Source organism: Terrabacter sp. 2TAF16 (assembly GCF_052115065.1).
In the GTDB taxonomy this organism is placed as follows: domain Bacteria; phylum Actinomycetota; class Actinomycetes; order Actinomycetales; family Dermatophilaceae; genus Terrabacter.
The window spans coordinates 65006-91527 of the sequence record NZ_JBFRFZ010000015.1 but is presented as its reverse complement, the minus strand read 5'-3'; the positions used below and the strand labels follow the sequence as shown (position 1 = coordinate 91527).

The following is a 26522-nucleotide window of genomic DNA, read 5'->3' as shown; positions in this document are numbered from 1 at the left end:
TGGTGGATCTCGAGGTGGTGGGTGGAGGCGCAGCCGGGGAAGCGGCAGCCGCGGTCGCGGTCCAGGACCAGGACGCGGGTGCGGTGGGGGACGACGCGGTGGGCGCGGCCGACGTTGACGGGGTGTCCGTCGGTCTCCCAGACCGGGGTGAGCTGTCCGTCGCAGGTCAGGCCGTCGACGATCGTCTGGGGCAGGCGGGGCCGGCCGGTGAGCCAGCCACCGTCGGTGTCGAGGTGGACCTGCACCCGGTAGCGAGCCCGCCGGGCAGCTCCACCCGAGCCGTCACTGCCTGCGGCGTCGAGGGAGCGGGTGGCGAGCACGATGAGGGCGTCGGCCCAGGTGACCCGGGGCCGGCCGCCGTCGACCTCGGTCCAGCTCGGGTGCAGCACGTCGCCGTTGAGCAGCTGCCGGTCCGGCTCCTGCCCCTCGGGGGTGAGGGTGTCGAAGAGGTGGTCCTTGGCCTCGGCGAGGGCTGACTCGACGAGCGCGCCGACCTCGGCCGGGGCGTCGTAGCGCAGCCGGAACCGCCCGTCGGCGTCGAGGCCCATGCTCAGGTGGGCCGGCTCGACCGGCGCCCGCTTCCCCGACCCACCGTCGCCGCAGTCGCCGCCCTCCTGGTCGCTCTCGTCACCGCTCTCGTCACCAGGCGGTATCTCGCCGGGCAGGATCTCGCCGGGCAGGATCTCTCCGGGCAGGCCGCGGCCGCGGTCGTCGACGCTGTCGGGTTGGAGGGTGAAGTCGTAGCGGGTGACGGTGCGCTGCAGCTGGGTCACCGTCGCGTGCCGGGCGAACTCCGCGACCGTGGTGTCGAACGCGGCCGGGGTGTGCCGGGCCACGACCGCCGCCTGGTCCAGGCTGATCCGCCCCTCCCGCAACGCGGCCACGGTGGCGGGCAGCTCCCCGGCGCGGCGGGCCAGCAGCACCATCGCACCGGCCTGGCCCCGCGAGAGGCCCGCCCGGAGCATCAGCCAGTGCTCCGGCGACCGCAGCCCCGCGGCCTGCCAGGACCCATCGGCCAGGACCGCGACGACGAAGTCGACGAGCCGGGCGTGCGCGTCGTGCAGGTCGGCGGCCAGGGACGCGACGTGGTCCCAGTCCTGCTCGATCTGCTGCGTGCTCCGGCTCTGCTCCATACCCTTGATCATACAGGTGTTCGAACGCCCGGAAAAGCCTTGTCCACACCAAATCCATTGCAGCGCAGACGTTTTCACCAAAGTACGCGCCTCAGCGACACGACCGCGCCCGCAGTTCGAAGAGCTCGGCAGAGGCGCCCCGGCGGCCATCAGCTCCTCGTGCGTGCCGTCCTCCGACTCGTCGAGCGGCATGCCACGAGTCCGAGCACGGTCCCCCTGTCGTCGTGCACGCTGACTCGTCTCCGATCGACCCGACCCACCCCCAGGGCGCCCCCCGCTAACGTGGGGTGCATGCCAGACAACGCGATCGTCGGCACGTCGTGGGTGGTCCAGGAGCTCGGCGGCGCCGTCACGTCCGACCCGAAGCCTGAGCTAGCGTTCGGCGACGACGGCCGGCTCACCGGCACCACCGGCGTCAACCGGGTCATGGGGCGCTATGAGGTCGCCGAGGGACTGCTCACCGTGGCCGATGCCGCGACGACCCGCATGGCCGGCCCACCCGAGGCGATGGAGCAGGAGGAGCGGCTGCTCGCCCTCCTCGACGCACCCCAGGCCCTCGTCGTCACGGGTGACCGGCTCGAGGTCGGCGACGGCGAGACCCTCGCTGTGCTCGTGCGCCCGAGCGTCCAGCCCGGCTGAGGCCACGAGAGCCGTCCGGCGTCGGTTAGCGTGGATCGCATGACGGGCCAGCCGTACTGGGAGAGCCCCGTGGACAAGCAGATCCGCGAGGCGCAGGAGCGTGGGGAGTTCGACAACCTGCCGGGTGCCGGCAAACCCCTCGACCTCAGCGACTCGGGCGATCCCGACTGGTGGGTCAAGCGCTTCGCGGCCCGCGAGAACCTCGACCTCGGGGGTGCCCTGCCGGGGGCGCTGGGGCTGCGCAAGGAGGCCGCGGGCTATCCGGAGTCGCTCGTCGACGTCCGCACCGAGGCGCAGGTCCGCGAGGTCATCGAGGACTACAACAAGCGCGTCCTCGCCGACCGGCTGCGGCCCGCGGTCGGCAACCTGCCGCCGCTCATCGCCAAGACCCTCGACGTCGACGAGATGGTCGGGCGCTGGCGGCCGCTGCGCGCCGCGTTCGAGGAGCAGCAGCGGGCCGCGCGTGAGGAGAAGGCCGCCGCGGCTCGCGCCGCTACGCTCGACACCCGACCGTCCTGGTGGCGCCGCCTCTTCGGAGACTGACCAAACCGGCCGACGCTGACCAAGGCTCACCCAGGCTGAACGCGCCCTACCCAACCGGCCGCCCGCGTGTCACGATCACGGGGAGCCGTGACCCCACGCGTACGACCTCGCGCGGGGCCACCCGTCGCAAAGGTGCGCATGTCCACTGCCTCCGGACTCGAAGCGGCCCTGACTGCGTTCGAGGACCCCGCAGCCAAGGCCCGGGACCTGCTGCGCCTGCACCGAGCGTGGGCGCACACCCACGAGGTGCCCGCCGGCGCCCGGGGCGTCGTCGCCCGCTCGTGGCTGCGGCAGACTCCCGAGGGCGACAAGATCTCGACGCCGATCTCCGACCACGCGCTGCTCGCCCGGCGCGAGCGCTCGCGCCTGCTCGCCTCCGTCGTTCCCGTCCTCAAGGACCGCCTCCTCCCCCTCGCCCACGAGGCCGGCAACGAGCTCGTCATCAGCGACGACGAGGGCTACCCGCTGTGGATGTTCGGCCCGTCGCCGATCCGCCGGCGCAGCGACGGCCTCGGCTTCGTCGAGGGCGCCCGCTGGCGCGAGGGTGACGTCGGCACCAACTCGCTCGGCACCGCGATGGAGGAGCGCCGACCCGTCCAGATCTTCGGCCCCGAGCACGCGCGAGAGGACCAGCACGCGTGGGTGTGCACGAGCGCCCCGATCCTCGACCGTCGGGCGCGGACGCCGCTCGGCGTCGTCACGCTGAGCGGGGCCTTCCGCACCGCCCACCCGCACACGCTCATGCTCGTGACCATGGCCGTCCGTGAGGCCGTCGACACGCTCGCCGGCCAGCACGAGCGCGACCTGCGCCGGGTCGCCCGCGCCAGCGAGCCGTATGCCGGGTCTGGCCGTTTCGTCGTGGTCGACCGTCACGGGTGGGTGGCGCGGGCGGAGGGCTACGGCGTCGGCGAGCGTGTCTGGGTGCCGGGCAGCCTGCGCGAGGGCACGGTGTGGGTCCCCGAGATCGGGCAGGTCCGGGCCGAGGCCATCACCGGCGGCTGGGTGCTCCACGAGGCGGTCAGTGCCCCGGCGTCCGTCGAGGTCGTGCGCCACCCGAGCCCGCGCCTCCTCGTCACGACCGCGGGGTCGACCGTCGAGATCGCCCTGTCCGAGCGGCATGCCGAGATCGTCGCCCTCCTCGCGCACCATCCCGCCGGGCTCGACACCGCCGCCCTCATGGCCCTGCTCGACGGCGCGACGACGCCCGTGACGATCCGGGCCGAGATGTCGCGCCTGCGCAAGCGCCTCGGCGGCCTCGTCGAGAGCCGGCCCTACCGCCTCACCACGCCCGCGACGGTGCGGACCGACGCGACCTGAGCACCCGGCATACGCCATCGGGGGCTACCTGCAACGTTCTGCAACCCTGTCCGGCGACCTCATCCGCTCCTAGCGTCAGCACCACGACCCCACCACGTGGACAAAGGAGTTGGCGATGGGTGAGCAGTTGACGGCGAGCCAGTGGCTCGGGAGTTTCGGGGACGCGCTGGCCTCCGGCGAGGTCGACCGGGTGACCGGTCTCTTCGGCGACGAGTGCTACTGGCGCGACCTCATCAGCATGACGTGGAACATCCACACGTCCGAGGGGCGCGAGCAGGTCGCCGACATGCTGGCCGGCATCGAGCCCGGCGCGTGGCCCACCGACATCGTGGCGACGAGCGAGTCCGAGGCCGACGGCGTCCACGAGGCGTGGTTCACCTTCGGCAACGCCACCTTCACGGGCAAGGGCCTGGTCCGCGTCCGCGACGGCTTGGCCTGGACCCTGCTGACGAGCGCACAGTCGCTCAAGGACCACCCCGAGCCGTCCGGTACGCGCCGTCCCCGTGGCGCCGAGCACGGCGTCAACGTCTCGACCGAGAACTGGCTCGACAAGCGGCAGCAGGAGGTCGAGTCCTTCGGCGTCGACGCCGAGCCCTACGTCCTCGTCGTCGGCGGCGGCCAGGGCGGCATCGGCCTCGCCGCGCGACTCAAGCGTCTCGGCGTGCCGACGCTCGTCGTCGACAAGTACCCACGGCCCGGCGACCAGTGGCGCAGCCGCTACCACTCGCTGTGCCTGCACGACCCGGTCTGGTACGACCACATGCCCTACCTGCCCTTCCCCGACCACTGGCCCGTCTTCACGCCCAAGGACAAGATGGGCGACTGGCTCGAGAGCTACACGAAAGTCATGGAGCTCGACTACTGGAGCAACAGCGAGGCGACGTCGGCGACCTTCGACCCCGAGACCGGGGCATGGACCGTGCACGTGACCCGCGAGGGGCGCGAGGTCGTGCTCCACCCGGCGCAGCTCGTCCTCGCCACCGGCATGAGCGGCATCGCCAACGTGCCGACGCTGCCCGGGCAGGACGTCTTCCAGGGCGACCAGCACCACAGCAGCAAGCACCCGGGCGGCGCGCGTTACGCCGGCAAGAAGGTCGTCGTCATCGGCTCGAACAACTCGGCCCACGACATCTGTGCCGACCTGTGGCAGAACGGCGCCGAGCCGACCATGCTCCAACGGTCGAGCACGCACATCGTGCGGTCCGACTCGCTCATGGACCAGGTCCTCGGCCCGCTCTACTCCGAGGAGGCCGTCGCGAGCGGGATCGACCACGACACCGCCGACCTCGTCTTCGCCTCGATCCCCTACAAGATCCTCGCCGACTTCCAGCGGCCGGCCTTCGATGCGATCCGTGAGCAGGACAAGGACTTCTACGCCGCGCTCGAGGCGGCCGGCTTCGACCTCGACTTCAGTGACGACGACTCGGGGCTCTTCCTCAAGTACCTGCGGCGCGGCTCGGGCTACTACATCGACATCGGTGCCTCAGAGCTCGTCGCGAAGGGCGCGATCCGGCTCGTCCGCGGGCAGGTCGACCACCTGGCCGAGCACGCTGTCGTCCTCACCGACGGCACGGAGCTCGAGGCCGACGCCGTCGTCTACGCGACGGGCTACGGCTCGATGAACGGCTGGGCCGCCCGGCTCATCAGCCAGGACGTCGCCGACGCGGTCGGCAAGTGCTGGGGGCTCGGTTCCGACACGACGAAGGACCCGGGCCCCTGGCAGGGCGAGCTGCGCAACATGTGGAAGCCCACGCGACAGGACAACCTGTGGTTCCACGGGGGCAACCTGCACCAGTCGCGGCACTACTCCCGCTACCTCGCGATGCAGCTCAAGGCCCGGATGGAGGGCATCGACACGCCCGTCTACGCCCTCGCGGAGACCCACCACCTGGCGTGAGTCTGAGCTAAGTCTGGGAGTTCCATGCCATTTCGATGGAAATGCCCTCGCGGCGGGTCGCCAGACCCCCGCGGGGGCACGCCCGGGACTACGGTCGAGCGGCCCACCCGCACCGCACACCCAGCAGCCCCAGAGGTGAACCCATGAGGCGTCCCACCCCCAGATCCACCGGCCTCGCCGTCGCAGCCGTCGGCTCGATCATCGGCTCCCTGGTCGTCGCCAGCGCGTCCCCGGCCCTCGCCCACGGCGACGCCGGCGGCCGCCACGACCAGACCCTGACCCCGCGCACCCACTTCGTCATGGCCGCCGACGGCTCGAGCGGCGCCCGCGCCGACGGCGCCGGCATCCCCAACATCGACTCGGTCAAGAAGACGATCTACAGCTACTACGGGGACCCCGGCACGGGCCTGGCCAACCGGACGAGCTCGCCCTACATCTCCGAGATGCGCCGCATCACCGAGGGACTCCGGGCCCAGCTCCGGCGGACGTATGCCGCCGCGGAGCGAGCGGGCACGAAGCCGGCCATCGTGCTCGACGCGGACGACACGACGCTGTGGACCTACGACATGGAGGTCGCGGACATGAAGTTCGTCTTCGACCCCGTGCGCCAGGACTACTGGGTCCAGCACCGGCTCTTCCCGGCGACGCCGACCATGGTCGACCTCGTCAACGAGGCCGACGCGATGGGCTTCACGATCTTCGGCCTGACGGGCCGCGGCGCGGCCCAGAAGGACGCGACGATCGGCAACCTCAAGGACGTCGGCTACAACGCCTTCACCCCCGACTACTACTTCACGAAGTGGGCCGGGTCGACGCCGCCGGCGTACATCACGTGCGCCACCGCGAAGTGCACGACGGTCGAGTACAAGGCCGGCACGCGCAAGCACATCGAGCAGGACCTCGGCTACGACATCGTCCTCAACATCGGCGACCAGTGGTCCGACCTGCAGGGCGGCCACGCCGACCGCAACGTCAAGCTGCCCAACCCGACGTACTACCTCCCGTCGCCTGACCTCCCCGGAGTCAGCGAGCCCCGCCTCGCTCCGCGCACCCACTTCACGATGAAGCCCGACGGCTCGAGCGGCCTCACCGAGAGTGGTGAGGGCATCCCCAACATCGACTCGGTCAAGAAGACGATCGCCACCTACTACGGCGACCCCGGCACCGGCATCGCCGACAGGACGAGCTCGCCGTACATCACCGAGCTCGCCGCCCTCGAGCGTCGCACCACCCAGCGGCTCGTCAACGAGTGCCGGCAGGGCGCCCGCTCCGGCTCGAGGCCGGCCGTCGTCTTCGACGCCGACGACACGACCCTGTGGACCTACGACATGGAGGTGGCGGACATGAAGTTCGTCTTCAACCCCGTGCGCCAGGACTACTGGGTCCAGAACAAGCTCTTCCCGGCCACGCCCGGGATGCCCTCTGTCGTCAAGGCCGTCGCCGACTCCGGCTGCACGGTCATCGGTCTCACGGGTCGTAACACTGGCCAGAAGGCCGCGACGCTCGCCAACCTCCACGAGCAGGGCTACCCGCAGTTCAGCGACGACCTCTACTTCACGAAGTGGCGCTCGAGCGAGACGCCGCCGGCCTACATGCAGGGTCACTGCAAGGCCTACCCGACGTGCACGACGATCGAGTACAAGTCGACCACCCGCGCCCACATCGAGCAGGACCTCGGCTACGACGTCGTCGCCAACCTCGGCGACCAGTACAGCGACCTCATCGGCGGATACGCCGACCGTGCGGTCAAGCTGCCCAACCCGACGTACTACCTGCCCTGACCAGCGGGCCCTGACGGGCCAGCACCGCGTATGCCGTCACGACCGTCACCGACGGGCGTGACGGCATACGTCGTCGTGGGCTCACTTGCGGCTCAGTGCTGCTGGGAGTCCTCGTGCGCGACGAAGCGCACGAGGTCGGCGACGGAGTCGACGATGCGGCTCGGACGGTAGGGGAAGTGCTCGACCTGCTCCCGACTCGTCGAACCGGTGAGGACGAGAACGGTGCGGAGGCCCGCCTCGAGCCCGCTGATGATGTCGGTGTCCATCCGGTCGCCGACCATGATCGTCGTCTCGGAGTGCGCGTCGAGGCGGTTGAGGGCGCTGCGCATCATGAGCGGGTTCGGCTTGCCGATGTAGTAGGGCTGGCGGCCCGTCGCGGTCGAGATGAGGGCGGCGACCGATCCGGTCGCGGGGAGCGTGCCAGCGGGGCTGGGTCCGCTCGGGTCAGGGTTCGTCGCGATGAAGCGGGCACCCTTCTCGATGAGGCGAATCGCGCGGGTGATGGCCTCGAACGAGTAGGTGCGCGTCTCGCCGAGCACGACGTAGTCGGGGTCGCGGTCGGTCATGACGTAGCCGACGTCGTGCATGGCCGTCGTCAGGCCGGCCTCGCCGACGACGTAGGCCGATCCGCTGGGTCGCTGCTCGGCGAGGAACTGCGCCGTGGCCAGGGCGGAGGTCCAGATCGCCTCCTCCGGCACGTCGATGCCGCTGCGGAGCAGCCGGGCGCGCAGGTCGCGCGGCGTGAAGATCGAGTTGTTCGTCAGGACGAGGAAGCTTCGGCCGGACTCCTTGAGGGCCGTGACGAACTCGGCGGCGCCCGCGATCGCGTCCTCCTCGTGCACGAGGACGCCGTCCATGTCGGTGAGCCACGTCTCGACGGGCCGGTGATCGGTCATGGACCCCATTGTGGCGGGTCGGGCCGCCGTGCCGCAGGTCCGGCGTGCGTCACGCCTGGACTGACGAGCGAAGCGAGCGCAGCGAGCCAGTCGAGGAGGGAAGGCGGGACGTCATCGAGCGCCGGACGCGCGAGCGAAGCGAGCCGACAGCTCAGGACGCCGACTGGGCGATGGCTAGGTCGACGCGGTCGGCCGTCAGGGCGTGCTGGATGACCATCGTTGCCGCGCCGATGACGCCGGCCTGCACGCCCGTGGTGGCCGGCACGATCTGGAGCACGCCGGTGGCGAGCGGGAGCGAGCGGCCGTAGACGACCTCGCGCACGCCGGCGATGAGACTCTCGCCCGCCTGGACCAGCGATCCGCCGATGACGATGACCGAGGGGTTGAGCAGGCTGACGCACGTGGCGAGCACCTCGCCGATGGTGCGACCGGCCTGGCGCACCGCGAGCGCGGCGGGGATGTTGCCGCCGCGGACGAGGTCGACGATGTCCTTGTTGGACTCGGCGACGATGTCGATCTGCTTGAGCGCCTTGGAGATCGCCGGCCCGCTGGCGACCGCCTCGAGACAGCCGACGTTGCCGCACGAGCACAGCACCTCGGGGGCGTGCGGCGCCGCGACATGGCCGAGGTCACCCGCGGCGCCGACCGCGCCCCGGTGGAGCCGCCCGCCGCTGATGATGCCGGCGCCGATGCCCGTGGCGACCTTGACGAAGAGGAGGTGCTCGACGTCGGGGTGGGCCACCGCGTGCTCACCGAGCGCCATGATGTTGACGTCGTTGTCGACGAGGACCGGCACGTCGAAGTCGCGGCGCAGGTGGGCCGGCACGTCGTAGCCGTCCCAGCCGGGCATGATCGGCGGTCGCATCGGGCGCCCGCTCGAGTGCTCGACCGGCCCGGGCACGCCGATGCCGATGCCGATGAGGTCTCGGGGCTCGCGGCCCGCCTGCTCGAGGAGGCGGCTCGTCGTCGCAACGAGCCAGTCGAGGACGACCTCGGGGCCGTCGGTGATGTCGAGGTTCTCGCCGATCTCGCAGATCGGACGGCCGCTGAGGTCGGTCAGGGCGACCCGTCCGTGCGTCGCGCCGATGTCCGCGCCGACGACGACGCGGGCCACGGGGTTGAAGGCGAAGCGGACGGGAGGTCGGCCGCCGGTGCTCACCGCCTCGCCGCTCGGCGCGAGCAGGCCGGTGGCGAGCAGCGCATCGACGCGGGCGCCGACCGTCGAACGGGCGAGTCCCGTGAGCTTGGCGAGCTCGGCGCGGGTGCGTGGCGTCTCGTCGCGCAGCAGCTGCAGCAGCTCGCCGGCGCCGCTCACGGCGGTGGCGGCATACGCGGACGACGATGGCTCTGGACGCACCTTTCAAGTCAAGCACACACGGGTTCGGTATGTCATGCGACGGCTTTCGTGTCTCACTGTCAAAACTTTTGCTTGACGTGCCGACAAAAGTGGGTCACGGTGTGACGCATGGAATCTCGACGGCGAGATGTAGCAGGCGCCCCTCTCCTGCGAATGACGAACGTGGTCAAGCGTTTTCCCGGGGTCGTGGCCCTGGGTGGCGTCGACCTCGACGTGCAGCCCGGTGAGGTGCACTGCCTGCTCGGCCAGAACGGCGCCGGCAAGAGCACCCTCATCAAGGTGCTCGCCGGCGTCCACGAGCCCAACGAGGGCACCATCGAATGGGCCGGCGAGGCGGTCACCCTGCACCACCCGCAGGCCGCGATGGACCTCGGCGTCGCGACGATGTACCAGGAGCTCGACCTCGTCGAGGGACTCACCGTCGCCGAGAACATCTTCCTCGGGCACGAGCCCACGCGCTTCGGGTTCTCCCAGCGCATCGCCGCCCGCCGCGAGGCAGCCCGGCTGCTCGCCCGTCTCGGCCACCCCGAGATCTCGCCCGCCGCCGAGGTCGGCACCCTCTCGGCAGCCTCGTGCCAGATCGTCAGCATGGCCCGCGCCCTCTCCCGCGACGCGCAGCTCATCATCATGGACGAGCCGTCCGCGGTGCTCGACGCGGGCGAGGTCGCGCAGCTCTTCCGCGTCATCCGCGAGGTCACCGACCAGGGCGTCGCCGTCGTCTACATCTCCCACCGTCTCGAGGAGATCCGCGAGATCGGCGACCGCGTCACGGTGCTCAAGGACGGCAAGACGGTCGCGACCGGGCTCGACGCCAAGTCCACCCCGACGCAGGAGCTCATCCGACTCATGACGGGTCGCTCCATCGAGTACGTCTTCCCGCCCAAGGCCGAGGTCGTCGTCGACGCCGAGCCCGTCCTGCGTGTCGAGGGCCTCAGCCGAGCCGGCGAGTTCGGCTCGGTCAGCTTCGACGTGCGACCCGGGGAGGTCGTCGGGCTCGCAGGTCTCGTCGGCTCGGGACGCAGCGAGATCGTGGAGACGATCTTCGGAGCCCGAAGGGCCACGAGCGGCACGGTCACCGTCGACGGCACGGTGGTGCGTGGCGGGTCCGTGGCCGCCGCGGTCGCGGCTGGGATCGGCCTGTGCCCCGAGGAGCGCAAGAGCCAGGCGCTCGTCCTCGGCGCCTCGCTCGCCTCGAACATCACGCTCGCGACGCTCCCGCGCTTCTCGCGGGGCGGCCTGCTCGACGGCTCGGCCGAGGTCGAAGCCGCCGAGGAGCTGCTCGAGTCGCTCGACGTGCGGCCGCGCGGCGTCCACCGCGAGTCGCGCACCCTCTCCGGCGGCAACCAGCAGAAGGTCGTCCTGGCCCGCTGGCTGCTCCGCGGCTGCAAGGTGCTGCTCCTCGACGAGCCCACTCGTGGCGTCGACGTCGGCGCCCGGTCCGAGATCTACGCCCTGATCCGCCGCCTCACCGACGAGGGCGTGGCCGTCGTTGTCGTCTCCAGCGAGATCCCCGAGGTCCTGGGGCTGTCCAACCGCGTGCTGGTCCTCGCCGACCGCACCGTCCGTCACGAGGGCCCGGCCGACGAGCTCGACGAGCACGCCGTCCTCGACATCATCCTGAAGGGAGACGCGGCATGAGCGCCGACGTCACGAAGGCCGATCAGCCGTCCGGGGACCCGGGCACCGACCGCACGGGGCGTGTCGAGCCGGTGGCCGAGCACGGTCCGCCAGTCGGGGGTATGCCGTCTCGCCCGGGCGGCATCGCCGGCTTCCTCGGGGGGCCGCTCGGCCGCAACGCCGGCCTCGTCGTCGCGCTCGTGCTTCTCATCATCGTGGGCATCATCACCGCCGGTGACCGGTTCGCGAGCCCCGAGAACGCCCTGACCATCCTTCGCTACGGCTCGGTCATCGGCGTCGTCAGCGTCGGGATGACGTTCGTCATCTCGGGTGGCGGCATCGACCTGTCGGTCGGGGCCATCGTCGCCCTGTCGTCCGTCTGGGCCACGACGGTCGCCACGCAGACGATGGCGGCCAACGTCCACTGGATCGTCATGGTCTTCGCGGCCCTCGCCGTCGGGGCAGCCTGCGGGCTCGTCAACGGGGTGCTCATCGCGTACGGCAGGTTGGCGCCCTTCATCGCCACCCTCGCCATGCTGGCCGCCGCGCGCGGGCTCGCCGAGATCATCGCGCAGCGGCGCACGCAGATCGTCCGCGACCGTTCCTTCATCGAGTTCTTCGGCGGCAGCGTGCTCGGGGTGCCGGTCCTCGTCATCATGTTCGCCGTCGTGGCGGTCGTCGGCTGGGTGCTGCTCAACCGCACGACCTTCGGGCGCCGCACGCTGGCCATCGGAGGCAACCCCGAGGCTGCGCGCCTCGCCGGCATCCGGGTGCAGCGCCAGACGATGTACCTCTACATCCTGCTCGGCATCGCCTGCGGCATCGCCGCGGTCATGATCATGGCCCGCACGACGACCGGGTCGTCCACCCACGGGCAGCTGTACGAGCTCGACGCCATCGCCGCGGTCGTCATCGGCGGGACGTTGCTCAGCGGCGGTCGCGGCACCGTCGTGGGCACGGTGCTCGGCGTGCTCATCTTCACGACGCTCACCAACGTCTTCACCCTCAACAACCTCGACACCTCCACGCAGGCCGTGGCCAAGGGAGCCATCATCGTCGCCGCCGTCCTGCTCCAGCAGCGGGTCTCCCGCACGAGGTCGGGCTAGCCAGGCCCGGTCGACAGCACCACCAGCACGGCAGAGCACCACACACCGCACCACCCATCTTCGCTCACATAGGAGTCAGCGTGTCCGCATCACTCTCCCGTCCGACCAAGCGCCTCGCCGTCCTGGCGATCGCCATGAGCTCGGCGCTCGTCGCCGCCGGGTGCACGAGCAACGACCCGGCCACGACTCCCGCGGCCTCCACGCAGCAGACCGGCACCAACGCCTCGAGCGACAACGACGCCCCCGGCAAGAAGGTCGTCATCGGCTTCTCCGGGCCCGCGGCCGACCACGGCTGGCTCGCGGCGGTCAACAGCTCGGCGCAGGCCGAGGCCAAGAAGTACAGCGACATCGAGCTCAAGGCGGCGGAGGGCACGAACGACGCGAACCTCCAGATCAGCCAGATCGAGACCTTCATCAACGACAAGGTCGACGCCATCGTGCTCCTGCCGACCGACGGCGCCGCGCTCACCGAGGTCGCTACCAAGGCGATGCAGGCAGGCATCCCCGTCATCAACGTCGACCGTGAGTTCTCGAGCCCGTTCGCCGCGCGCACGACGGTCTTGGGTGACAACTACGGCATGGGGGTCTCGGCCGGCACCTACGCGTGCAAGCTCGTCAAGGACAAGAACCTGTCCAACCCGGTCATCGCCGAGATCGCCGGCATCGACGCCCTGCCCCTGACGCAGGACCGGTCGAAGGGCTTCGCCGACGCGCTCAAGGCCTGCAACCAGACCGTCGACAACCGCGTCGCGGCCGAGTTCACGGTCGAGTCCGGCGAGAAGCAGGCGTCCAACCTGCTCCAGGCCGCACCCAAGATCGACGTCCTGTGGAACCACGACGACGACCAGGGTGTCGGCGTCATGGCCGCGCTCGACCAGGCCAACCGGCACGAGATGGCCTTCATCGGCGGCGCCGGTTCGGCCAACGCGATGCGCTGGATCCAGGAGGGCAAGATGGAGGCCACGGTCATCTACCCGCCGACCCAGGCCGCCGACGGCATCAAGCTCGCCCGCCTCATCGCGCAGGGCAAGGGCCTGAGCGACCTCGTCCAGGTCGAGGTTCCCAAGCGCGTCGTGCTCAACGCTCCGGTGGTCACCAAGGAGAACGTCGAGCAGTACCTGCCCCTCGGCTTCGAGTCCTGATCGGGTCGGTGCTCGCGCCACCGCACGTCCGGTGGCGCGAGCACCGCACCCCACGAGCAGGACCGAACCGTCAGCGGTACCACCCCACGTCGGATGTGAGGACGTCATGAGCACACCCAGCAAGCCCACCCTCGGGGTCGGGATGATCGGCTACGCCTTCATGGGGCGGGCCCACTCCCAGGCCTGGCGCAACGTGCGCAGCTACTTCGACGTGCCGGCCGCGCCGGGTCTCGTCGCCGTGGCCGGGCGCAACGAGGCGGCCGCCCGGGACACGGCCGACCGCTTCGGCTGGGCGTCGGTCGAGACCGACTGGCGGCGCCTGCTCGAGCGTGACGACATCGACATCATCGACATCTGCACGCCGGGCGACACCCACGCCGAGATCGCGGTCGCCGCCCTCGAGGCAGGCAAGCACGTGCTCTGCGAGAAGCCCCTCGCCAACTCGGTCGGGGAGGCCGAGGCGATGGTCGTGGCCGCCGAGGCGGCCCGGTCGCGGGGGGTCCGCTCGATGGTGGGCTTCACCTATCGCCGGGTCCCGGCCATCGCGTATGCGCGTCGCCTCGTCGAGGAGGGACGGCTCGGCCGCATCCTCCACGTCCGTGGCGCCTACCTGCAGGACTGGCTCGTCGACCCGCAGTCACCGCTCACCTGGCGGCTCCAGAAGGAGCGCGCCGGCTCCGGGGCGCTCGGCGACATCGGAGCGCACATCGTCGACCTCGCCCAGTTCGTGACGGGCGAGCACCTCACGGGTGTCAGCGCGCTCACCGAGACCTTCGTCCGCGAGCGTCCGATCGCCGACCCGACGACCGTGGGCACCGGCGGCATCAGCGCCTCGGCCGCCCAGAACGGCTCGGCCACCACGGGACCGGTGACCGTCGACGATGCCGCGGTCCTCGTGTCGAGGATGAGCGGAGGGGCCCTCGCGACCTTCGAGGCGACCCGCTTCGCGAACGGCCGCAAGAACGCGATCCGCTTGGAGATCAACGGAACCGAGGGCTCCATCGCCTTCGACTTCGAGGACATGAACGTCCTGCACGTCTTCGACGGTCGCGTCCCGAGCCGGGACGCCGGCTTCACCCGGGTGCTCGTCACCGAGTCCAGCCACCCCTACGTGGCGTCCTGGTGGCCGCCCGGTCACGTGCTCGGTTACGAGCACGGCTTCACCCACCAGGCGGTCGACCTGCTGACCGCCATCGCCGAGGGCACCGACCCCCGGCCTTCCTTCTCCGACGGGCTCCAGGTGCAGCGGATCCTGTCGGCGGTCGAGACCAGCGTGGAGCGGGAGGGGTCCTGGACCCCGATCGACGGGGCCCACGCGACGTCGCCGGCCATGTCCTGAACGTTGCGGAGGGGCACCCGACCTCGCCCCAAGACAAGGAGATTCAGCTCAACCGCACGTCTCGTCTCTGTCACCACCTGAAGGAGCACGCTCACATGCACGACAATGACGTCAACCCGCTCAAGCTCGTCAGCAAGCTCGGCCTCAACCGTCGCCAGTTCTTCGCGGCCACGACGGGCGTCGCCGCCGCCGTGACCCTGACCGGGACGGCGGCCAAGGCCGCTCCCGGCGCGAACGGCGTCCTCATCCCTGCCCCTCGCCGCGGCATCATCCTCTACACCGTGCGTGACGCGGTCGGGCGCGACCCGCTCACCTCGCCGTACGCCTCCGGCTTCAAGGAGGTGCTCACCGAGCTCTCCTCGATCGGCTACCGCCAGATCGAGTTCGCCGGGCTCCGGCAGCACGCCAACGCGGAGGGCGGTGCCGACCTCGGCACCGTCGCCGGTGCCACCCAGCTGCGCGCCTGGCTGGACAACCTCGGCCTGCAGGCAGAGGGCAACCACGGTTCCGTCCCGTCGACGATCACGGACGCCAACATCGCCGCGTTCGACACGGCCTGCGAGATCGCCAACATCCTCGGCATGGGCCACATCGGCACGGGCAGCGACCCGACGAGCAGCGCCTACGTCGCCGACTGGGAGGCTGCCGCGGCGCGGTGGGACTTCTACGGCGAGCGGGCATCCCGTCACGGTCTCAAGCTCTACACGCACAACCACGACATCGCCTACAGCTTCCTGCTCGACAGCGGGCCGCTCGACGCGACTGGTCGGCCGACGCGGTCGTCCGGCATCCGTCGCCTCGAGCACTTCCTCGCCAACACCGACCCGAAGCACGTCTACCTCGAGATGGACATCTACTGGGCGCACGTCGCGCAGTACAAGCACAAGACGTACACAGCCCCCGACGGGTCCGTCGTCACGTCGATCTTCGACCCGGCCGCCGTCGTCGCCGCCCAGACCAAGCGCTTCCCGCTCTTCCACGCCAAGGACGGCAAGATCGACACGACGCAGGCCAACGGCTACGTCATGGCCCCGTTCGGCCAGGGCGACATCGACTACTCGACGTTCCTGCGTCGGGTCGGTGCCAAGGGCTCGCACAACCCGATGTGGGAGATGGACACCGCCCCGGGCAACGCGACGACGGCACCGAACCAGTCGATGGAGCTCTCGAAGGTCAGCTACGACGGCATGGCCGCGCTGCGCGGCTGACGTCGTCCCTGCCCCACGGGGCCCGAAGCACGAAACGCCGACCCCCGGGGAGTGCAGTGCCGTTGCAGCGGCGCGCTCCCCGGGGACCGGCTTCGCCCGTCTCTGTCAAGAAGGACGTACCGATGAATGCTACTTCGCGATCCACGGCGAGGAGGCTGGTTGCCACAACTGCGGCAGCCGTCCTCGCCTGCACGGCGCTCGGCGCCGTGGCCACCCTCCCTGCCCAGGCGCACGACGGGGTCGACCACGGCTCCGAGCCGGCGCTCGACTGGTCGAACTACGAGAAGATCACGCTCACCAAGGACACCGGTGAGCCGATCGACATGGCAGTGCTGCCCGACCGTCGCGTGCTGACGACCGCCCGCAACGGCGACGTTCGCCTCGTCGACCCGGTGTCCGGTGTCACGAAGGTCGTCAACACCCTCCCGGTCTACAACAACTCGGAGGACGGCCTCCAGACCGTCACCCTCGACCCGGACTTCGAGACGAACAAGTGGGTCTACCTCTACTACGCGCCCAAGACGATGACGGCGCCCTACGTCACGACGACGCCGACAGGGTCGGCGCCCAACAGCCTGCCCGCCGGCGCTGACGCCTCCTACTGGGACCAGTGGAAGGGTTACAACCAGCTGAGCCGCTTCAGGTGGGACGACGCGAACAACAAGCTCGACCTCGCGAGCGAGCAGGCCATCATCAAGGTCGAGACGCAGCGCGGTCAGTGCTGCCACGTCGCCGGTGACGTCGACTTCGACGCCGACGGCAACCTCTACCTCTCGACCGGTGACAACACTCCGGCGAGCGCGCCGGGCGCCAACGGCTTCGCGCCGAACAACAACGCGCCCGGCTTCAACCCCGGCTTCGACTCGCGCCGCGGCGCCGGCAACACGAACGACCTGCGGGGCAAGATCCTGCGCATCCACCCCGAGGCCGACGGGTCCTACACGATCCCGGCGGGCAACCTCTTCGCACCGGGCACGCCCAAGACGCGCCCGGAGATCTTCGTCATGGGCGTGCGAAACCCGTTCCGCATCGACGTCGACCCTGCGACGAACTCCGTCTCCTGGGGTGACTACGGCCCCGACGCCGGAGCCCCGGACCCGCAGCGCGGCCCGATGGGTTACGTCGAGTGGCAGACGACGGCCATCGACAAGCCGATCAACGGCGGCTGGCCCTACTGCCACGGCCCGAACGCCAACTACAACGAGTGGAACTTCGCGACCGCGACCCCCGGCCCGTGGTTCGACTGCGACGCCGGCGCGAAGAACACCTCGACGTGGAACACCGGCCTCGCCCAGGTGCCGCCGGCCACGGCGCCGACTCTCTACTACGGCGACAACAACACCCACCAGCCGTGGCCCGAGCTGACCGACTTCGACCCGCAGGGTGGCCAGGGCCCGATGGGTGGACCCGTCTACCACTTCGACGCCACGAACACCTCGACGACGAAGTTCCCTGCGTACTGGGACAAGAAGGCCTTCTTCGCCGAGTTCTCGCAGGACTACCTCGCGGTCTTCGACGTGAAGTGGCCCAACGGACCCGTCAACCACATCCAGCACTTCCTGCCCAACCGTGACCTGGAGACCAACGGCCAGCCGATCACCGACAGCCCGATCGACATCGAGTTCGGCCCGGACGGCTCGCTCTACGTCCTCGACTACGGCGACGGCTTCTTCCGCCAGAACCCCGACGCGGGTCTCTACCGCATCGACTACGCGCCGGGCAACAAGGCGCCGCAGGCCGGCATCAAGGCCACCCCGCAGAGCAGCAGCAGCGCCCCGCTGACCGTCACCTTCGACGGCTCGGCATCGGTCGACCCGGAGGGTGGGGCCCTCACCTACGAGTGGGACTTCGACGGTGACGGCACCTTCGACGCGACCGGAGCCTCTGCGCAGTACACCTACACCACCCTCGGTCGCTACAGCGCCCGGCTCCGGGTCACCGACCCGGAGGGCAAGCACGGTCTGACGAGCACCGTCATCAGCGTCGGCAACGTCGCTCCGACGGTGAACGTCGCCACCCCGCCCAACGGCGCCTTCTTCGACTGGGGCCAGGCCGTGCCGTTCAACGTCACGACCGCCGACCCCGAGGACGGCACCGCGACCGTGTGCTCCCGCGTCTCGTGGACCTTCGGCCTGGGCCATGACGCGCACGCCCACCCGCTGAGCCAGGGCACGGGATGCCAGTTCGCGATCCCGACCCCGGCCGACGCGACCCAGCACGGCGAGACCGAGAACATCTTCGGCGTCGTCGTCATCACCTACACCGACAACGGGGCGAACGGCCTGCCGGGTGCGACCACCACCGAGCAGCTCATCCTCAACCCGAAGAAGCAGGAGGCCGAGTGGGCCGACGCGTCGCAGGGTGTGGAGATCACGGCCGACGACACGGCGAGCGGCCTGCGCAAGGTCACCTCGTTCGACGCCGGTGACTGGCTCGCCTGGGACCCGGCGAACCTCGTGGGCATCACCGGTGTGAAGGCACGCGCCACGGGCACCGGCACCCTGTCGCTCCGGTGGGACTCGCCGACCGCGGCTCCCTTCGGCACCATCGCGGTGAGCGGCTCCGGCTGGACCGAGGCGGCAGCGACCCTGTCGTCGAAGCCCACCGGAACGGGGCGTCTCTACGTCACCTCCACCGGTGGAGTCGTGCTCGACTCCCTCACCTTCACCGGTGACGGCGTCGCCGACGTCACGCCTCCCACCGTCTCGGCGACCCTGAGCCCGGCGACGCCGAACGGTGCGAACGGCTGGTACACGAGCAACGTCACCGTGACGGTCAACGCCACCGACAACGGCACCGTCGCCTCGCGCCAGCGCTCCACCGACGGTGGGGCCACGTGGGTCAACGCCAACACGGCGCTGACGATCTCGGCCGAGGGCACGACGACGGTGCTCTTCCGAGCCACCGACAACGGCGGCAACGTCTCGCAGGTCGCCTCGGTGACGGTCAAGCTCGACAAGACGGCCCCCGTGCTCGCCGTGTCCGGCGCCGCGGAAGGTGCATCCGTCGGCAACGCGGGTGACCTCACGTGGACGGCCAGCGACGCCACGAGCGGGATCGACACCGTGGCGGCCACCGTCGACGGCGCCGCCGTCGCGGCGGACAAGCCGCTCGCGCTGTGGACGCTGCCGCTCGGCAGCCACGCCCTCGTCGTCACGGCGAAGGACAAGGCCGGTCTCGTCACGACGACGACGAGGACGTTCACCACGACGACCTCGATCCTCACCCTGACGGCGCTGACGGAGCGACTGGCCCGCGAGGGTCTCGTCACCCCGTCCGGCGAGAAGGCACTCGAGAAGCGGCTCCAGCAGGCGGAGAAGCACATCGCGGGTGGCCGCACGAGCGCAGCCGTCTCGCAGCTCGAGGGCTTCGTCGCAGCAGCGAAGTCCAGCTCCAACGTCCGCGACGCGGCGGCCTCGGCCGCCCTGCAGCGCGACGCCAACGCGGTCATCGCCTCGCTGCGCTGACCCATCCCGGTGGCCCGGCGGCGGGCACACGCCCCCGCCGCCGGGCCACCGGCCCCACCACGTAGAGGAGAAGGACCATGACGGACGAACGAACCGGACTCTGGCTCGTCGGCGCGCGCGGCTCGGTCGCCACGACCGTCGCCACCGGCCTCGCCCTCATCACCGCCGGCGGGGCCGGGCCCGACGGGCTCGTCACCGAGCAGCCCGACCTGGCCGGCGCCGGCCTCGTCCCGCTCGACCACCTCGTCGTCGGCGGCCATGACGTCGCCGAGGTGCCGCTCGTCAAGCGCGCGGCGCAGCTCGCCGATGCCGGCGTCATCCCACACACCGCTCTCGCGCTCGCCTCCGACGAGCTCGACCGCGTCTGCAGCCGGATCCGCCACGGACACCGGGACGACGAGGAGCGTCAGGCCGACGCCGTCGACCGGCTTGCCGGCGACATCCGCGCCTTCGCACAGGCCGAGTCGCTGACACGCGTCGTGGTCGTCAACGTCAGCTCCACCGAGCCGGTCGTCACCGACGACCCGGCGCACGCCTCTCTCGACGCGCTCGAGCAGGCTTGGGTCGCAGGCGAGTCCCCGCTCCCACCGAGCGCCGTCTACGCCGCGGCCGCCTTCACCGCCGACGCTGCCTTCGTCGACTTCACCCCCTCGACGGGAGCCCGCCTGCCGGCGCTCCAGCAGCTGGCCGAGCGCCACGGCGTACCGTGGGGTGGCAGCGACGGCAAGACGGGCGAGACGCTCGTCAAGTCGGTCCTCGCGCCGATGTTCGCCGCGCGCTCGCTGCGGGTCCGCTCCTGGGCCGGCACGAACCTTCTCGGCGGCGGTGACGGCGCCACGCTCGCCGACCCCGAGGCGATGGAGAGCAAGGCACGTAGCAAGGCCCGCGGCCTCGAGGCCATGCTCGGCCACCCCGTCGACGGCCCGGTCCACATCGACAACATCGCCGACCTCGGCGACTGGAAGACGGCCTGGGACCACCTGACCTTCTCCGGCTTCCTCGGCACGCGGATGTCGATGCAGTTCACCTGGCAGGGCTGCGACTCGGCCCTCGCCGCGCCGCTCGTCATCGACCTCGCGCGCCTCGCCGACCTCGCCCTGCGGCGTGGCGAGGTCGGGCCGCTCCCGGCCCTCGGCTTCTTCTTCAAGGACCCGGTCGGCTCCGACGAGCACCGCCTCTTCGAGCAGCAGCGGCTCCTGACGGAGTGGGCGACCGCGTCGTGACGACCCTGCGCGACCTCGTCGAGCTGGTGCGTGCACCGGCCGCGCTCACCGTGCCCGGCGACACCCTCGCGGGTGCGGCGAGCGCGGGCTGGCCGGCGGGTGCACGCTCGGCGGCGCTGCCGGTCGCGTCGACGTGCCTCTACTGGGCGGGGATGGCGCTCAACGACTGGGCCGACCGGCGCACGGACGCCGTCGAGCGCCCGGAGCGACCCATCCCGTCCGGCCGTGTACCGGCGCGCACGGCGCTCGCCGTCGCCACCGGCCTCACCGCCACCGGTGTCGCCGTTGCCGCGGCGGCGGGCGGGCGTCGATCGGCCATGACGGCCGCCGTGCTCGCCGCAGCGGTCTGGGCCTACGACCTGTCCCCGAAGCAGGGGCCGGTCAGTGTCGCCACGATGGCCTCGACGCGCGGGCTCGACGTGCTCCTCGGCGCTAGTGCCGGCGGACTGCCCGGCCTACGTGCCGCCGCCGTCCCGGCCACCCTCGTCGCCGTCCACACCGCCGGCGTCACGGCCCTGAGCCGCGGCGAGGTCCACGGCGGCTCGACCGGTGTCGCCCGGGCCTGCGTCGCCGCGACGGCGCTCGTCGCCACGGCCTCGGCGCTGCGACAGGTCCCCGCGTCCGGTCGCGGACGCGCTGGGGGAGCGCTCGGCGCCGCGGTCTCCGTGGCCCTCACGGGGGCGTATGCCGTGGGCGTCCTCCGCGCCCAGCTCACCGCCGCGCGCACCCCCGACGCCGGCACGGTGCGCCGGGCCACGGGCGCCGGCATCCGCGGCCTCGTGCCGCTCCAGGGCGCGGCCCTCGCGGCGACTGGCCACCATGCGGCCGCCCTCGGTCTCGCCGCGTCCGCACCGGTGGGCGCGGCAGCCATGAGGCGGGTGTCCGCGACATGAGCCTCCGTCTCGGCTACGGCCTCAACGGCTTCACCGACCACCGGCTCGAGGACGCGCTCGCCCTCCTCGCCGAGCTCGGCTACGACGGCGTCGCCCTGACCCTCGACCACGCCCACCTCGACCCCTTCGCACCCGACCTGGCCGGCCGCGCCGCCCGCGTCGGTGCCCTGCTGGAGCGTCACGGCCTCGCCGTCGTCGTCGAGACCGGTGCCCGCTACGTGCTCGACCCCCGCCGAAAGCACGAGCCGACGCTCGTCAGCGACACCGGACGGGCCCGCCGGATCGACCTGCTGGAGAGAGCGATCCGCGTCGCCGCCGAGGTCGGCTCTCCCACCGTGTCGTGCTGGAGCGGCATCGCACCGGGCGGCGCGAGTCGGGACGAGCTGTGGTCCCGTGTCGAGGCCGGCGTCGCGGCCCTGCTGCCCGTTGCCGACTCCCACGGTGTCGACCTCGCCCTCGAGCCGGAGCCGGGGATGTTCCTCGAGCGCATCGCCGACGTGCTCGAGCTGCGGCGTCGCCTCGGCTCACCCGAGCGGCTGCGCCTGACGATCGACGTCGGTCACCTGCGCTGCACCGAGGACGCCGAACCCGCAGCCTGCATCCTCGGCGCCGGTGACCTCGTCGCCAACGTCCAGATCGACGACATGCGGCGCGGCGTCCACGAGCACCTGCCTTTCGGGGAGGGTGAGGTGGACTTCCCCCCGGTGCTCGCCGCGCTCGAGGCCATCGAGTTCGCCGGCCTCGTGGCGGTCGAGCTGCCCCGCCACTCGCACGCCGCTCCGTCGCTCGCCGCGTCCAGCCTCGAGTTCCTCCGCGACGCCGCCCGACAACCCCAGGAGGTGGGCCGATGAGCCCGGTGACCACGCAGGACGCGATCGCCCAGGTGGCGTCCGATCCCACAAGCCTCGAGCGGCACTTCCCCGCGGCCGCACGCACCGCGGCCTGCGAGGGTCTCGACGGGGACGCCGTCCGCGAGGCGCTGCTGATGGCGGTGCCCGGCCCGGCGGCATCCGTCATCGACGCCGTGCGCCGTGTGTACGACCACGGCGACGCGGCCGAGCGGCGCGCTGTCCTGCTCGCGCTGCCCGCCCTGGACGCCCCGGGACGCGCCAACGCCATCGGGGACGCGGCGCTCCCGATCGTGCGAGACGCATTGCGCACCAACGACACCCGCCTTGTCGCCGCCGCCCTCGGGCCGTATGCCGCCGCGCACCTCGACGCCGACGCCTGGCGCCAGGCGGTGCTCAAGGTCCTCTTCACCGGCATCCCCGTCGAGCGGGTGGCCGGCCTGGCGGACCGCGCCGACGACGAGCTGGCCCGCATGGTGCGCGACTACGCCGCCGAGCGCGAGGCCGCCGGTCGCGTCGTGCCCCCGGACGCCCGAACGGTCCTCGACCTCTCCCTTGCCCACCGAGCCGACTGAGGAGCAGCCGTGCGCATCTTCGACCCCCACATCCACATGACGTCCCGGACGACCGACGACTACCAGCGCATGCACGCCGCCGGTGTCCGCGCCGTCGTCGAGCCCTCGTTCTGGCTCGGCCAGCCGCGCACGAACGTCGGCTCCTTCTGCGACTACTTCGACGCGCTCCTCGGGTGGGAGCCGTTCCGCGCGTCGCAGTACGGCATCGCGCACCACGCGACGATCGGCCTCAATCCCAAGGAGGCCAATGACGCCCGCTGCCGGGAGGTGCTCGACGTCCTGCCGCGCTACCTCGCCAAGGACCGCGTTGTGGCGGTCGGCGAGCTCGGCTACGACTCGATGACACCGGAGGAGGACGACGTCTTCGCCGTCCAGCTCGGGCTCGCCGCCGAGCACGGGCTGCCGGCGCTCGTGCACACGCCGCACCGCGACAAGCTCGCCGGCACCCGACGCACGCTCGACGTCGTGCGCGAGTCGGCGCTCGAGCCCGGGGCCGTCCTCGTCGACCACCTCAACGAGATGACGGTCGGGGTCGTGGCCGAGTCCGGTTGCTGGATGGGTTTCTCCGTCTACCCGGACACGAAGATGGACGAGCACCGCATGGTCGAGATCCTTCGCCGCTATGGCCTCGACCGGATGATCGTCAACTCGGCCGCGGACTGGGGAAACAGCGACCCGCTCAAGACCCGACGCGTCGCCGAGACGATGCTCGCCGCGGGCTACACGGCCGACGACGTCGACCGGGTGCTGTGGCGCAACCCCGGCGAGTTCTACGGCCGGAGCGGTCGCCTCGAGCTGCCCGAGACGGACGCGCCCGGCGAGACCGAGCCGGGCGACCTCGTCGGGGCCGGTGCGACGTTCCTGGGCAACTCCGTGCTCCGCGGCGCGAGGGAGTGAGTCGTGCGCCTGCTCCACGCCGACGGCCAGACCGTCCACGTCGCCTACTGCACCAACGTCCATCCGGGTGAGGACCTCGACACGATCATCGGGCAGCTCGACCGCTTCGCCCTGCCCGTGCGCCACCACCTCGGCGCAGACCTCCTCGGGCTCGGCCTGTGGCTCAGCGCGCCGGTCGCGCGCGGGCTCGCCGACGACCCGCGCCAGACCGACCTGCTCCGTGCAGCCCTCGACGAGCGAGGTCTCGAGGTCGTCACCCTCAACGGCTTCCCCTACCGCGGTTTCCAGGACGAGGTCGTCAAGCACCGCGTCTACCACCCCGACTGGACCGAGCCGGCCCGCCTCGCCTACACGACCGACCTCACCGAGGTGCTCGCCCGCCTGCTGCCCGACGGCGCCGCACGGGGCAGCATCTCGACGCTTCCCCTCGGGTGGCGGCACCCGTGGTTCGGCGACCGGCAGGTCCTCGCCGCCGAACAGCTCGACCGGCTCGCCGACCACCTCCACGCGCTGCGCGACCGCACCGGCCGCGAGATCCGCGTCGGCCTCGAGCCCGAGCCGGGTTGCGTCATCGAGACGACGACCGAGCTCGTCGACCGGATGGCGGGCTGGGACGAGGAGGTGCTCGGGGTCTGCCTCGACCTCTGCCACCTCGCGGTCGGCTTCGAGGACGCTGCGGTCGCCGTGCCCCGGTTGGCCGCCGCTGGTCGTCGGGTCGTCAAGGCCCAGGTGTCCGCCGCGCTCCACGTCGAGCACCCCGCAGACGACGCCACCCGCAGCGCCCTCGCCGCCTTCGACGAGGACCGCTTCCTGCACCAGACCCGCTCGCCGGGCCAGCCGGGCGAGGGCCACCAGCTGCGGGCCCGGGACGACCTCGGCGACGCGCTCGGCGGCCCGCGCCCCCTCGACCCGTGCCCGGGTGGCACCGAGCGTCCGTGGCGGGTCCACTTCCACGTGCCGCTCGACCACGCCCCCGAGCCGCCGCTCTCCGCGACGACCGGCGACCTCCGGCACTCGCTCGACGTCCTCGTCGGCGGTGACACGGCCCTGACGGACCACCTCGAGGTGGAGACCTACACGTGGACCGTCGTGCCCGAGGCGGTGCGCCCGACCGACGACGCGGCCCTCGCCGTGAGCATCGCCGGCGAGCTCGCCTGGCTGCGCGACACCCTCATCGACCTCGGCCTCAAGGAGTCCCCATGACCACCCCGAGCACCCCGACCACACAGCCCGCGAAGGTCCTGCTCCTCGACGTCGTCGGCCTGACCCCGCGCGCGCTCGCCGACATGCCACGCCTCTCCCGGCTCGCCGGCTCCGGCTGGCAGTCGTCGCTCGGGACCGTGCTGCCCGCCGTCACGTGCTCGGTGCAGTCGACGATGCTCACCGGTCGGCCCGTCGCCGACCACGGGGCCGTCGGCAACGGCTGGTACTTCCGCGACCTCGGCGAGGTCTTCCTCTGGCGCCAGCACCACGCGCTCGTCGAGGGGGAGAAGGTTTGGCACGCCCTGCGCCGCCGGCACCCCGGAGCCACGGTCGCCAACGTCTGCTGGTGGTACGCCATGGGCATGGACGTCGACTCCGTCGTCACGCCGCGCCCGGTGTACCACGCCGACGGTCGCAAGTCGCCCGACTGCTACACGCGCCCTGCGGCCCTCCACGACCGGCTCACCGACCGGCTCGGCGCCTTCCCGCTCTTCCACTACTGGGGCCCCACCGCGTCGATCGCGTCGTCCCGCTGGATCATCGAAGCGACCCGCCTCCTGATGCCCGAGCACGACCTGACGCTCTCCTACGTGCCGCACCTCGACTACGACCTGCAGCGCTTCGGCCCGGAGTCGCCCGAGGCCCGCGCCGCGGCGCGCGAGCTCGACGCCGCCCTGACGCCGCTGCTCGACGACGCCGAACGCCTCGGCGTCAGCGTGGTGGTCGTCAGCGAGTACGGCATCACCGCCGTCGACGAGCCCGTCGACGTCAACCGCGTGCTGCGACGGGCCGGCCTGCTCGAGGTCCACACCCAGGCCGGCATGGAGTACCTCGACCCGTGGGCATCGGCGGCCTTCGCCGTCGCCGACCACCAGGTCGCCCACGTCTACGTCAAGGACGCCGACCGTCTCGACGAGGTGCGCGCGCTGCTCGAGGCGACCCCCGGCGTCGACCAGGTGCTCGACCGGGCCGGCCAGGCGGCATACGGCCTCGACCACGAGCGCAGCGGCGACCTCGTCCTCGTGGCGGAGCCGCGCGCGTGGTTCACCTACTACTACTGGCTCGACGACGAGCGCGCGCCCGACTTCGCGCGTGGCGTCGAGATCCACCGCAAGCCCGGCTACGACCCGGCCGAGCTCTTCTTCGACCCTGCCGACCGCTCGGCGAAGGCGCGGGCCGGGCTCGGGCTCGTGCGCAAGAAGCTCGGCCTGCGGTATGCCATGACGGTCGTCCCGCTCGACCCCCGGTGGGTGCGCGGCAGCCACGGGCGGCTGCCCGCGGACCCGGTGGACGGACCCGTCGTCATCACCTCCGACGCGGGCCTGCGCCGTGAGACGGTGGCGGCAGCCGACGTCCACGACCTCGTCCTCGAGGCCGCCGGCGTCACGGTCGTCGCGACCCACCACTGACCCACCACTGACCCACCACTGACCCACCACTG

General features: G+C 71.5%; 21 protein-coding genes. 18 read left to right on the top strand and 3 right to left on the bottom strand.

The window, feature by feature from the left end; genetic code table 11:
• A partial coding sequence (locus AB4Z14_RS19285; RefSeq protein ID WP_442276616.1) for a DUF222 domain-containing protein occupies positions 1-1133 on the bottom strand: 1133 nt, incomplete at its 3' end.
• Between the two features lie 291 nt (positions 1134-1424).
• On the opposite strand from AB4Z14_RS19285, the gene AB4Z14_RS19280 reads away from it, so the two are divergent.
• From AB4Z14_RS19280 to AB4Z14_RS19260, 5 genes are all read left to right on the top strand, one after another.
• Complete coding sequence (locus AB4Z14_RS19280; RefSeq protein WP_442276615.1) at positions 1425-1772, top strand: META domain-containing protein; 348 nt, start codon at positions 1425-1427, stop codon at positions 1770-1772.
• Positions 1773-1811: 39 nt separating this feature from the next.
• A complete protein-coding gene (locus AB4Z14_RS19275) occupies positions 1812-2315 on the top strand; it encodes a J-domain-containing protein (RefSeq protein ID WP_442276614.1) in 504 nt (167 codons plus the stop codon).
• A 138-nt stretch (positions 2316-2453) separates the two neighbouring features.
• Positions 2454-3632 carry a helix-turn-helix domain-containing protein gene (locus AB4Z14_RS19270; protein ID WP_442276613.1) on the top strand — a complete coding sequence of 393 codons (1179 nt, stop codon included), beginning with the start codon at positions 2454-2456 and terminating at the stop codon, positions 3630-3632.
• Between the two features lie 115 nt (positions 3633-3747).
• Entirely contained in the window at positions 3748-5529 is a 1782-nt protein-coding gene (locus AB4Z14_RS19265; RefSeq protein ID WP_442276612.1) for a flavin-containing monooxygenase, read from the top strand.
• 143 nt (positions 5530-5672) lie between these two features.
• Positions 5673-7310 carry an HAD family acid phosphatase gene (locus tag AB4Z14_RS19260; RefSeq protein WP_442276611.1) on the top strand — a complete coding sequence of 546 codons (1638 nt, stop codon included), beginning with the start codon at positions 5673-5675 and terminating at the stop codon, positions 7308-7310.
• 92 nt (positions 7311-7402) lie between these two features.
• Here AB4Z14_RS19260 and AB4Z14_RS19255 read toward each other — a convergent pair whose 3' ends face one another.
• Complete coding sequence (locus tag AB4Z14_RS19255; protein WP_442276610.1) at positions 7403-8215, bottom strand: HAD-IIA family hydrolase; 813 nt, start codon at positions 8213-8215, stop codon at positions 7403-7405.
• A gap of 142 nt (positions 8216-8357) precedes the next feature.
• Positions 8358-9563, bottom strand: a complete 1206-nt coding sequence (locus tag AB4Z14_RS19250) for an ROK family protein (RefSeq protein ID WP_442276609.1) — start codon at positions 9561-9563, stop codon at positions 8358-8360.
• A 153-nt stretch (positions 9564-9716) separates the two neighbouring features.
• Between AB4Z14_RS19250 and AB4Z14_RS19245 the strand changes: the two genes are divergently transcribed.
• From AB4Z14_RS19245 to AB4Z14_RS19185, 13 genes are all read left to right on the top strand, one after another.
• On the top strand, positions 9717-11201 hold the full coding sequence (locus AB4Z14_RS19245; protein WP_442276608.1) for a sugar ABC transporter ATP-binding protein: 1485 nt from the start codon (positions 9717-9719) through the stop codon (positions 11199-11201).
• Positions 11198-12286, top strand: a complete 1089-nt coding sequence (locus tag AB4Z14_RS19240; RefSeq protein WP_442276607.1) for an ABC transporter permease — start codon at positions 11198-11200, stop codon at positions 12284-12286. Before AB4Z14_RS19245 ends, AB4Z14_RS19240 begins: the two co-directional genes overlap by 4 nt.
• An 80-nt stretch (positions 12287-12366) precedes the next feature.
• Positions 12367-13428 carry a substrate-binding domain-containing protein gene (locus AB4Z14_RS19235; RefSeq protein WP_442276606.1) on the top strand — a complete coding sequence of 354 codons (1062 nt, stop codon included), beginning with the start codon at positions 12367-12369 and terminating at the stop codon, positions 13426-13428.
• A gap of 106 nt (positions 13429-13534) precedes the next feature.
• Positions 13535-14767: a Gfo/Idh/MocA family protein gene (locus AB4Z14_RS19230; RefSeq protein ID WP_442276605.1), complete on the top strand. Its 1233-nt coding sequence runs from the start codon at positions 13535-13537 to the stop codon at positions 14765-14767.
• Positions 14768-14862: 95 nt separating this feature from the next.
• The gene (locus tag AB4Z14_RS19225) at positions 14863-15975 is read left to right on the top strand and encodes a sugar phosphate isomerase/epimerase family protein (protein ID WP_442276604.1); all 1113 of its coding nucleotides are present in this window, start codon (positions 14863-14865) and stop codon (positions 15973-15975) included.
• Between the two features lie 122 nt (positions 15976-16097).
• Positions 16098-19442 (top strand): PQQ-dependent sugar dehydrogenase, encoded by a 3345-nt coding sequence (locus tag AB4Z14_RS19220; RefSeq protein ID WP_442276603.1) that lies wholly within the window; start codon positions 16098-16100, stop codon positions 19440-19442.
• A gap of 77 nt (positions 19443-19519) precedes the next feature.
• Positions 19520-20665 (top strand): inositol-3-phosphate synthase, encoded by a 1146-nt coding sequence (locus AB4Z14_RS19215; RefSeq protein WP_442276602.1) that lies wholly within the window; start codon positions 19520-19522, stop codon positions 20663-20665.
• On the top strand, positions 20647-21558 hold the full coding sequence (locus AB4Z14_RS19210; protein WP_442276601.1) for an SCO3242 family prenyltransferase: 912 nt from the start codon (positions 20647-20649) through the stop codon (positions 21556-21558). Before AB4Z14_RS19215 ends, AB4Z14_RS19210 begins: the two co-directional genes overlap by 19 nt.
• Positions 21555-22409 carry a sugar phosphate isomerase/epimerase family protein gene (locus AB4Z14_RS19205; protein ID WP_442276600.1) on the top strand — a complete coding sequence of 285 codons (855 nt, stop codon included), beginning with the start codon at positions 21555-21557 and terminating at the stop codon, positions 22407-22409. Before AB4Z14_RS19210 ends, AB4Z14_RS19205 begins: the two co-directional genes overlap by 4 nt.
• Positions 22406-22981, top strand: coding sequence for an EboA domain-containing protein (locus tag AB4Z14_RS19200; protein ID WP_442276599.1), 576 nt, complete (start codon positions 22406-22408; stop codon positions 22979-22981). The genes AB4Z14_RS19205 and AB4Z14_RS19200 overlap by 4 nt, the downstream gene beginning before the upstream one ends.
• Positions 22982-22990: 9 nt before the next feature.
• Positions 22991-23878 carry a TatD family hydrolase gene (locus AB4Z14_RS19195; protein WP_442276598.1) on the top strand — a complete coding sequence of 296 codons (888 nt, stop codon included), beginning with the start codon at positions 22991-22993 and terminating at the stop codon, positions 23876-23878.
• Positions 23879-23881: 3 nt separating this feature from the next.
• Positions 23882-25081 carry a metabolite traffic protein EboE gene (gene eboE / locus AB4Z14_RS19190; RefSeq protein ID WP_442276597.1) on the top strand — a complete coding sequence of 400 codons (1200 nt, stop codon included), beginning with the start codon at positions 23882-23884 and terminating at the stop codon, positions 25079-25081.
• Positions 25078-26490 carry an alkaline phosphatase family protein gene (locus tag AB4Z14_RS19185; RefSeq protein WP_442276596.1) on the top strand — a complete coding sequence of 471 codons (1413 nt, stop codon included), beginning with the start codon at positions 25078-25080 and terminating at the stop codon, positions 26488-26490. Before eboE ends, AB4Z14_RS19185 begins: the two co-directional genes overlap by 4 nt.
• The last annotated feature ends 32 nt before the right edge of the window (positions 26491-26522 follow it).

What these genes read in the sequence shown, in the direction of transcription:
- AB4Z14_RS19230 (WP_442276605.1), top strand. Translation starts at nt 13,535, where the DNA reads ATGAGCACACCCAGCAAGCCCACCCTCGGGGTCGGGATGATCGGCTAC.
- AB4Z14_RS19225 (WP_442276604.1), top strand. Translation starts at nt 14,863, where the DNA reads ATGCACGACAATGACGTCAACCCGCTCAAGCTCGTCAGCAAGCTCGGC.
- AB4Z14_RS19275 (WP_442276614.1), top strand. Translation starts at nt 1,812, where the DNA reads ATGACGGGCCAGCCGTACTGGGAGAGCCCCGTGGACAAGCAGATCCGC.
- AB4Z14_RS19270 (WP_442276613.1), top strand. Translation starts at nt 2,454, where the DNA reads ATGTCCACTGCCTCCGGACTCGAAGCGGCCCTGACTGCGTTCGAGGAC.
- AB4Z14_RS19220 (WP_442276603.1), top strand. Translation starts at nt 16,098, where the DNA reads ATGAATGCTACTTCGCGATCCACGGCGAGGAGGCTGGTTGCCACAACT.
- AB4Z14_RS19245 (WP_442276608.1), top strand. Translation starts at nt 9,717, where the DNA reads ATGACGAACGTGGTCAAGCGTTTTCCCGGGGTCGTGGCCCTGGGTGGC.
- AB4Z14_RS19200 (WP_442276599.1), top strand. Translation starts at nt 22,406, where the DNA reads ATGAGCCCGGTGACCACGCAGGACGCGATCGCCCAGGTGGCGTCCGAT.
- AB4Z14_RS19205 (WP_442276600.1), top strand. Translation starts at nt 21,555, where the DNA reads ATGAGCCTCCGTCTCGGCTACGGCCTCAACGGCTTCACCGACCACCGG.
- AB4Z14_RS19215 (WP_442276602.1), top strand. Translation starts at nt 19,520, where the DNA reads ATGACGGACGAACGAACCGGACTCTGGCTCGTCGGCGCGCGCGGCTCG.
- AB4Z14_RS19185 (WP_442276596.1), top strand. Translation starts at nt 25,078, where the DNA reads ATGACCACCCCGAGCACCCCGACCACACAGCCCGCGAAGGTCCTGCTC.
- AB4Z14_RS19265 (WP_442276612.1), top strand. Translation starts at nt 3,748, where the DNA reads ATGGGTGAGCAGTTGACGGCGAGCCAGTGGCTCGGGAGTTTCGGGGAC.
- AB4Z14_RS19280 (WP_442276615.1), top strand. Translation starts at nt 1,425, where the DNA reads ATGCCAGACAACGCGATCGTCGGCACGTCGTGGGTGGTCCAGGAGCTC.
- AB4Z14_RS19260 (WP_442276611.1), top strand. Translation starts at nt 5,673, where the DNA reads ATGAGGCGTCCCACCCCCAGATCCACCGGCCTCGCCGTCGCAGCCGTC.
- AB4Z14_RS19255 (WP_442276610.1), bottom strand. Translation starts at nt 8,215, where the DNA reads ATGGGGTCCATGACCGATCACCGGCCCGTCGAGACGTGGCTCACCGAC.
- AB4Z14_RS19240 (WP_442276607.1), top strand. Translation starts at nt 11,198, where the DNA reads ATGAGCGCCGACGTCACGAAGGCCGATCAGCCGTCCGGGGACCCGGGC.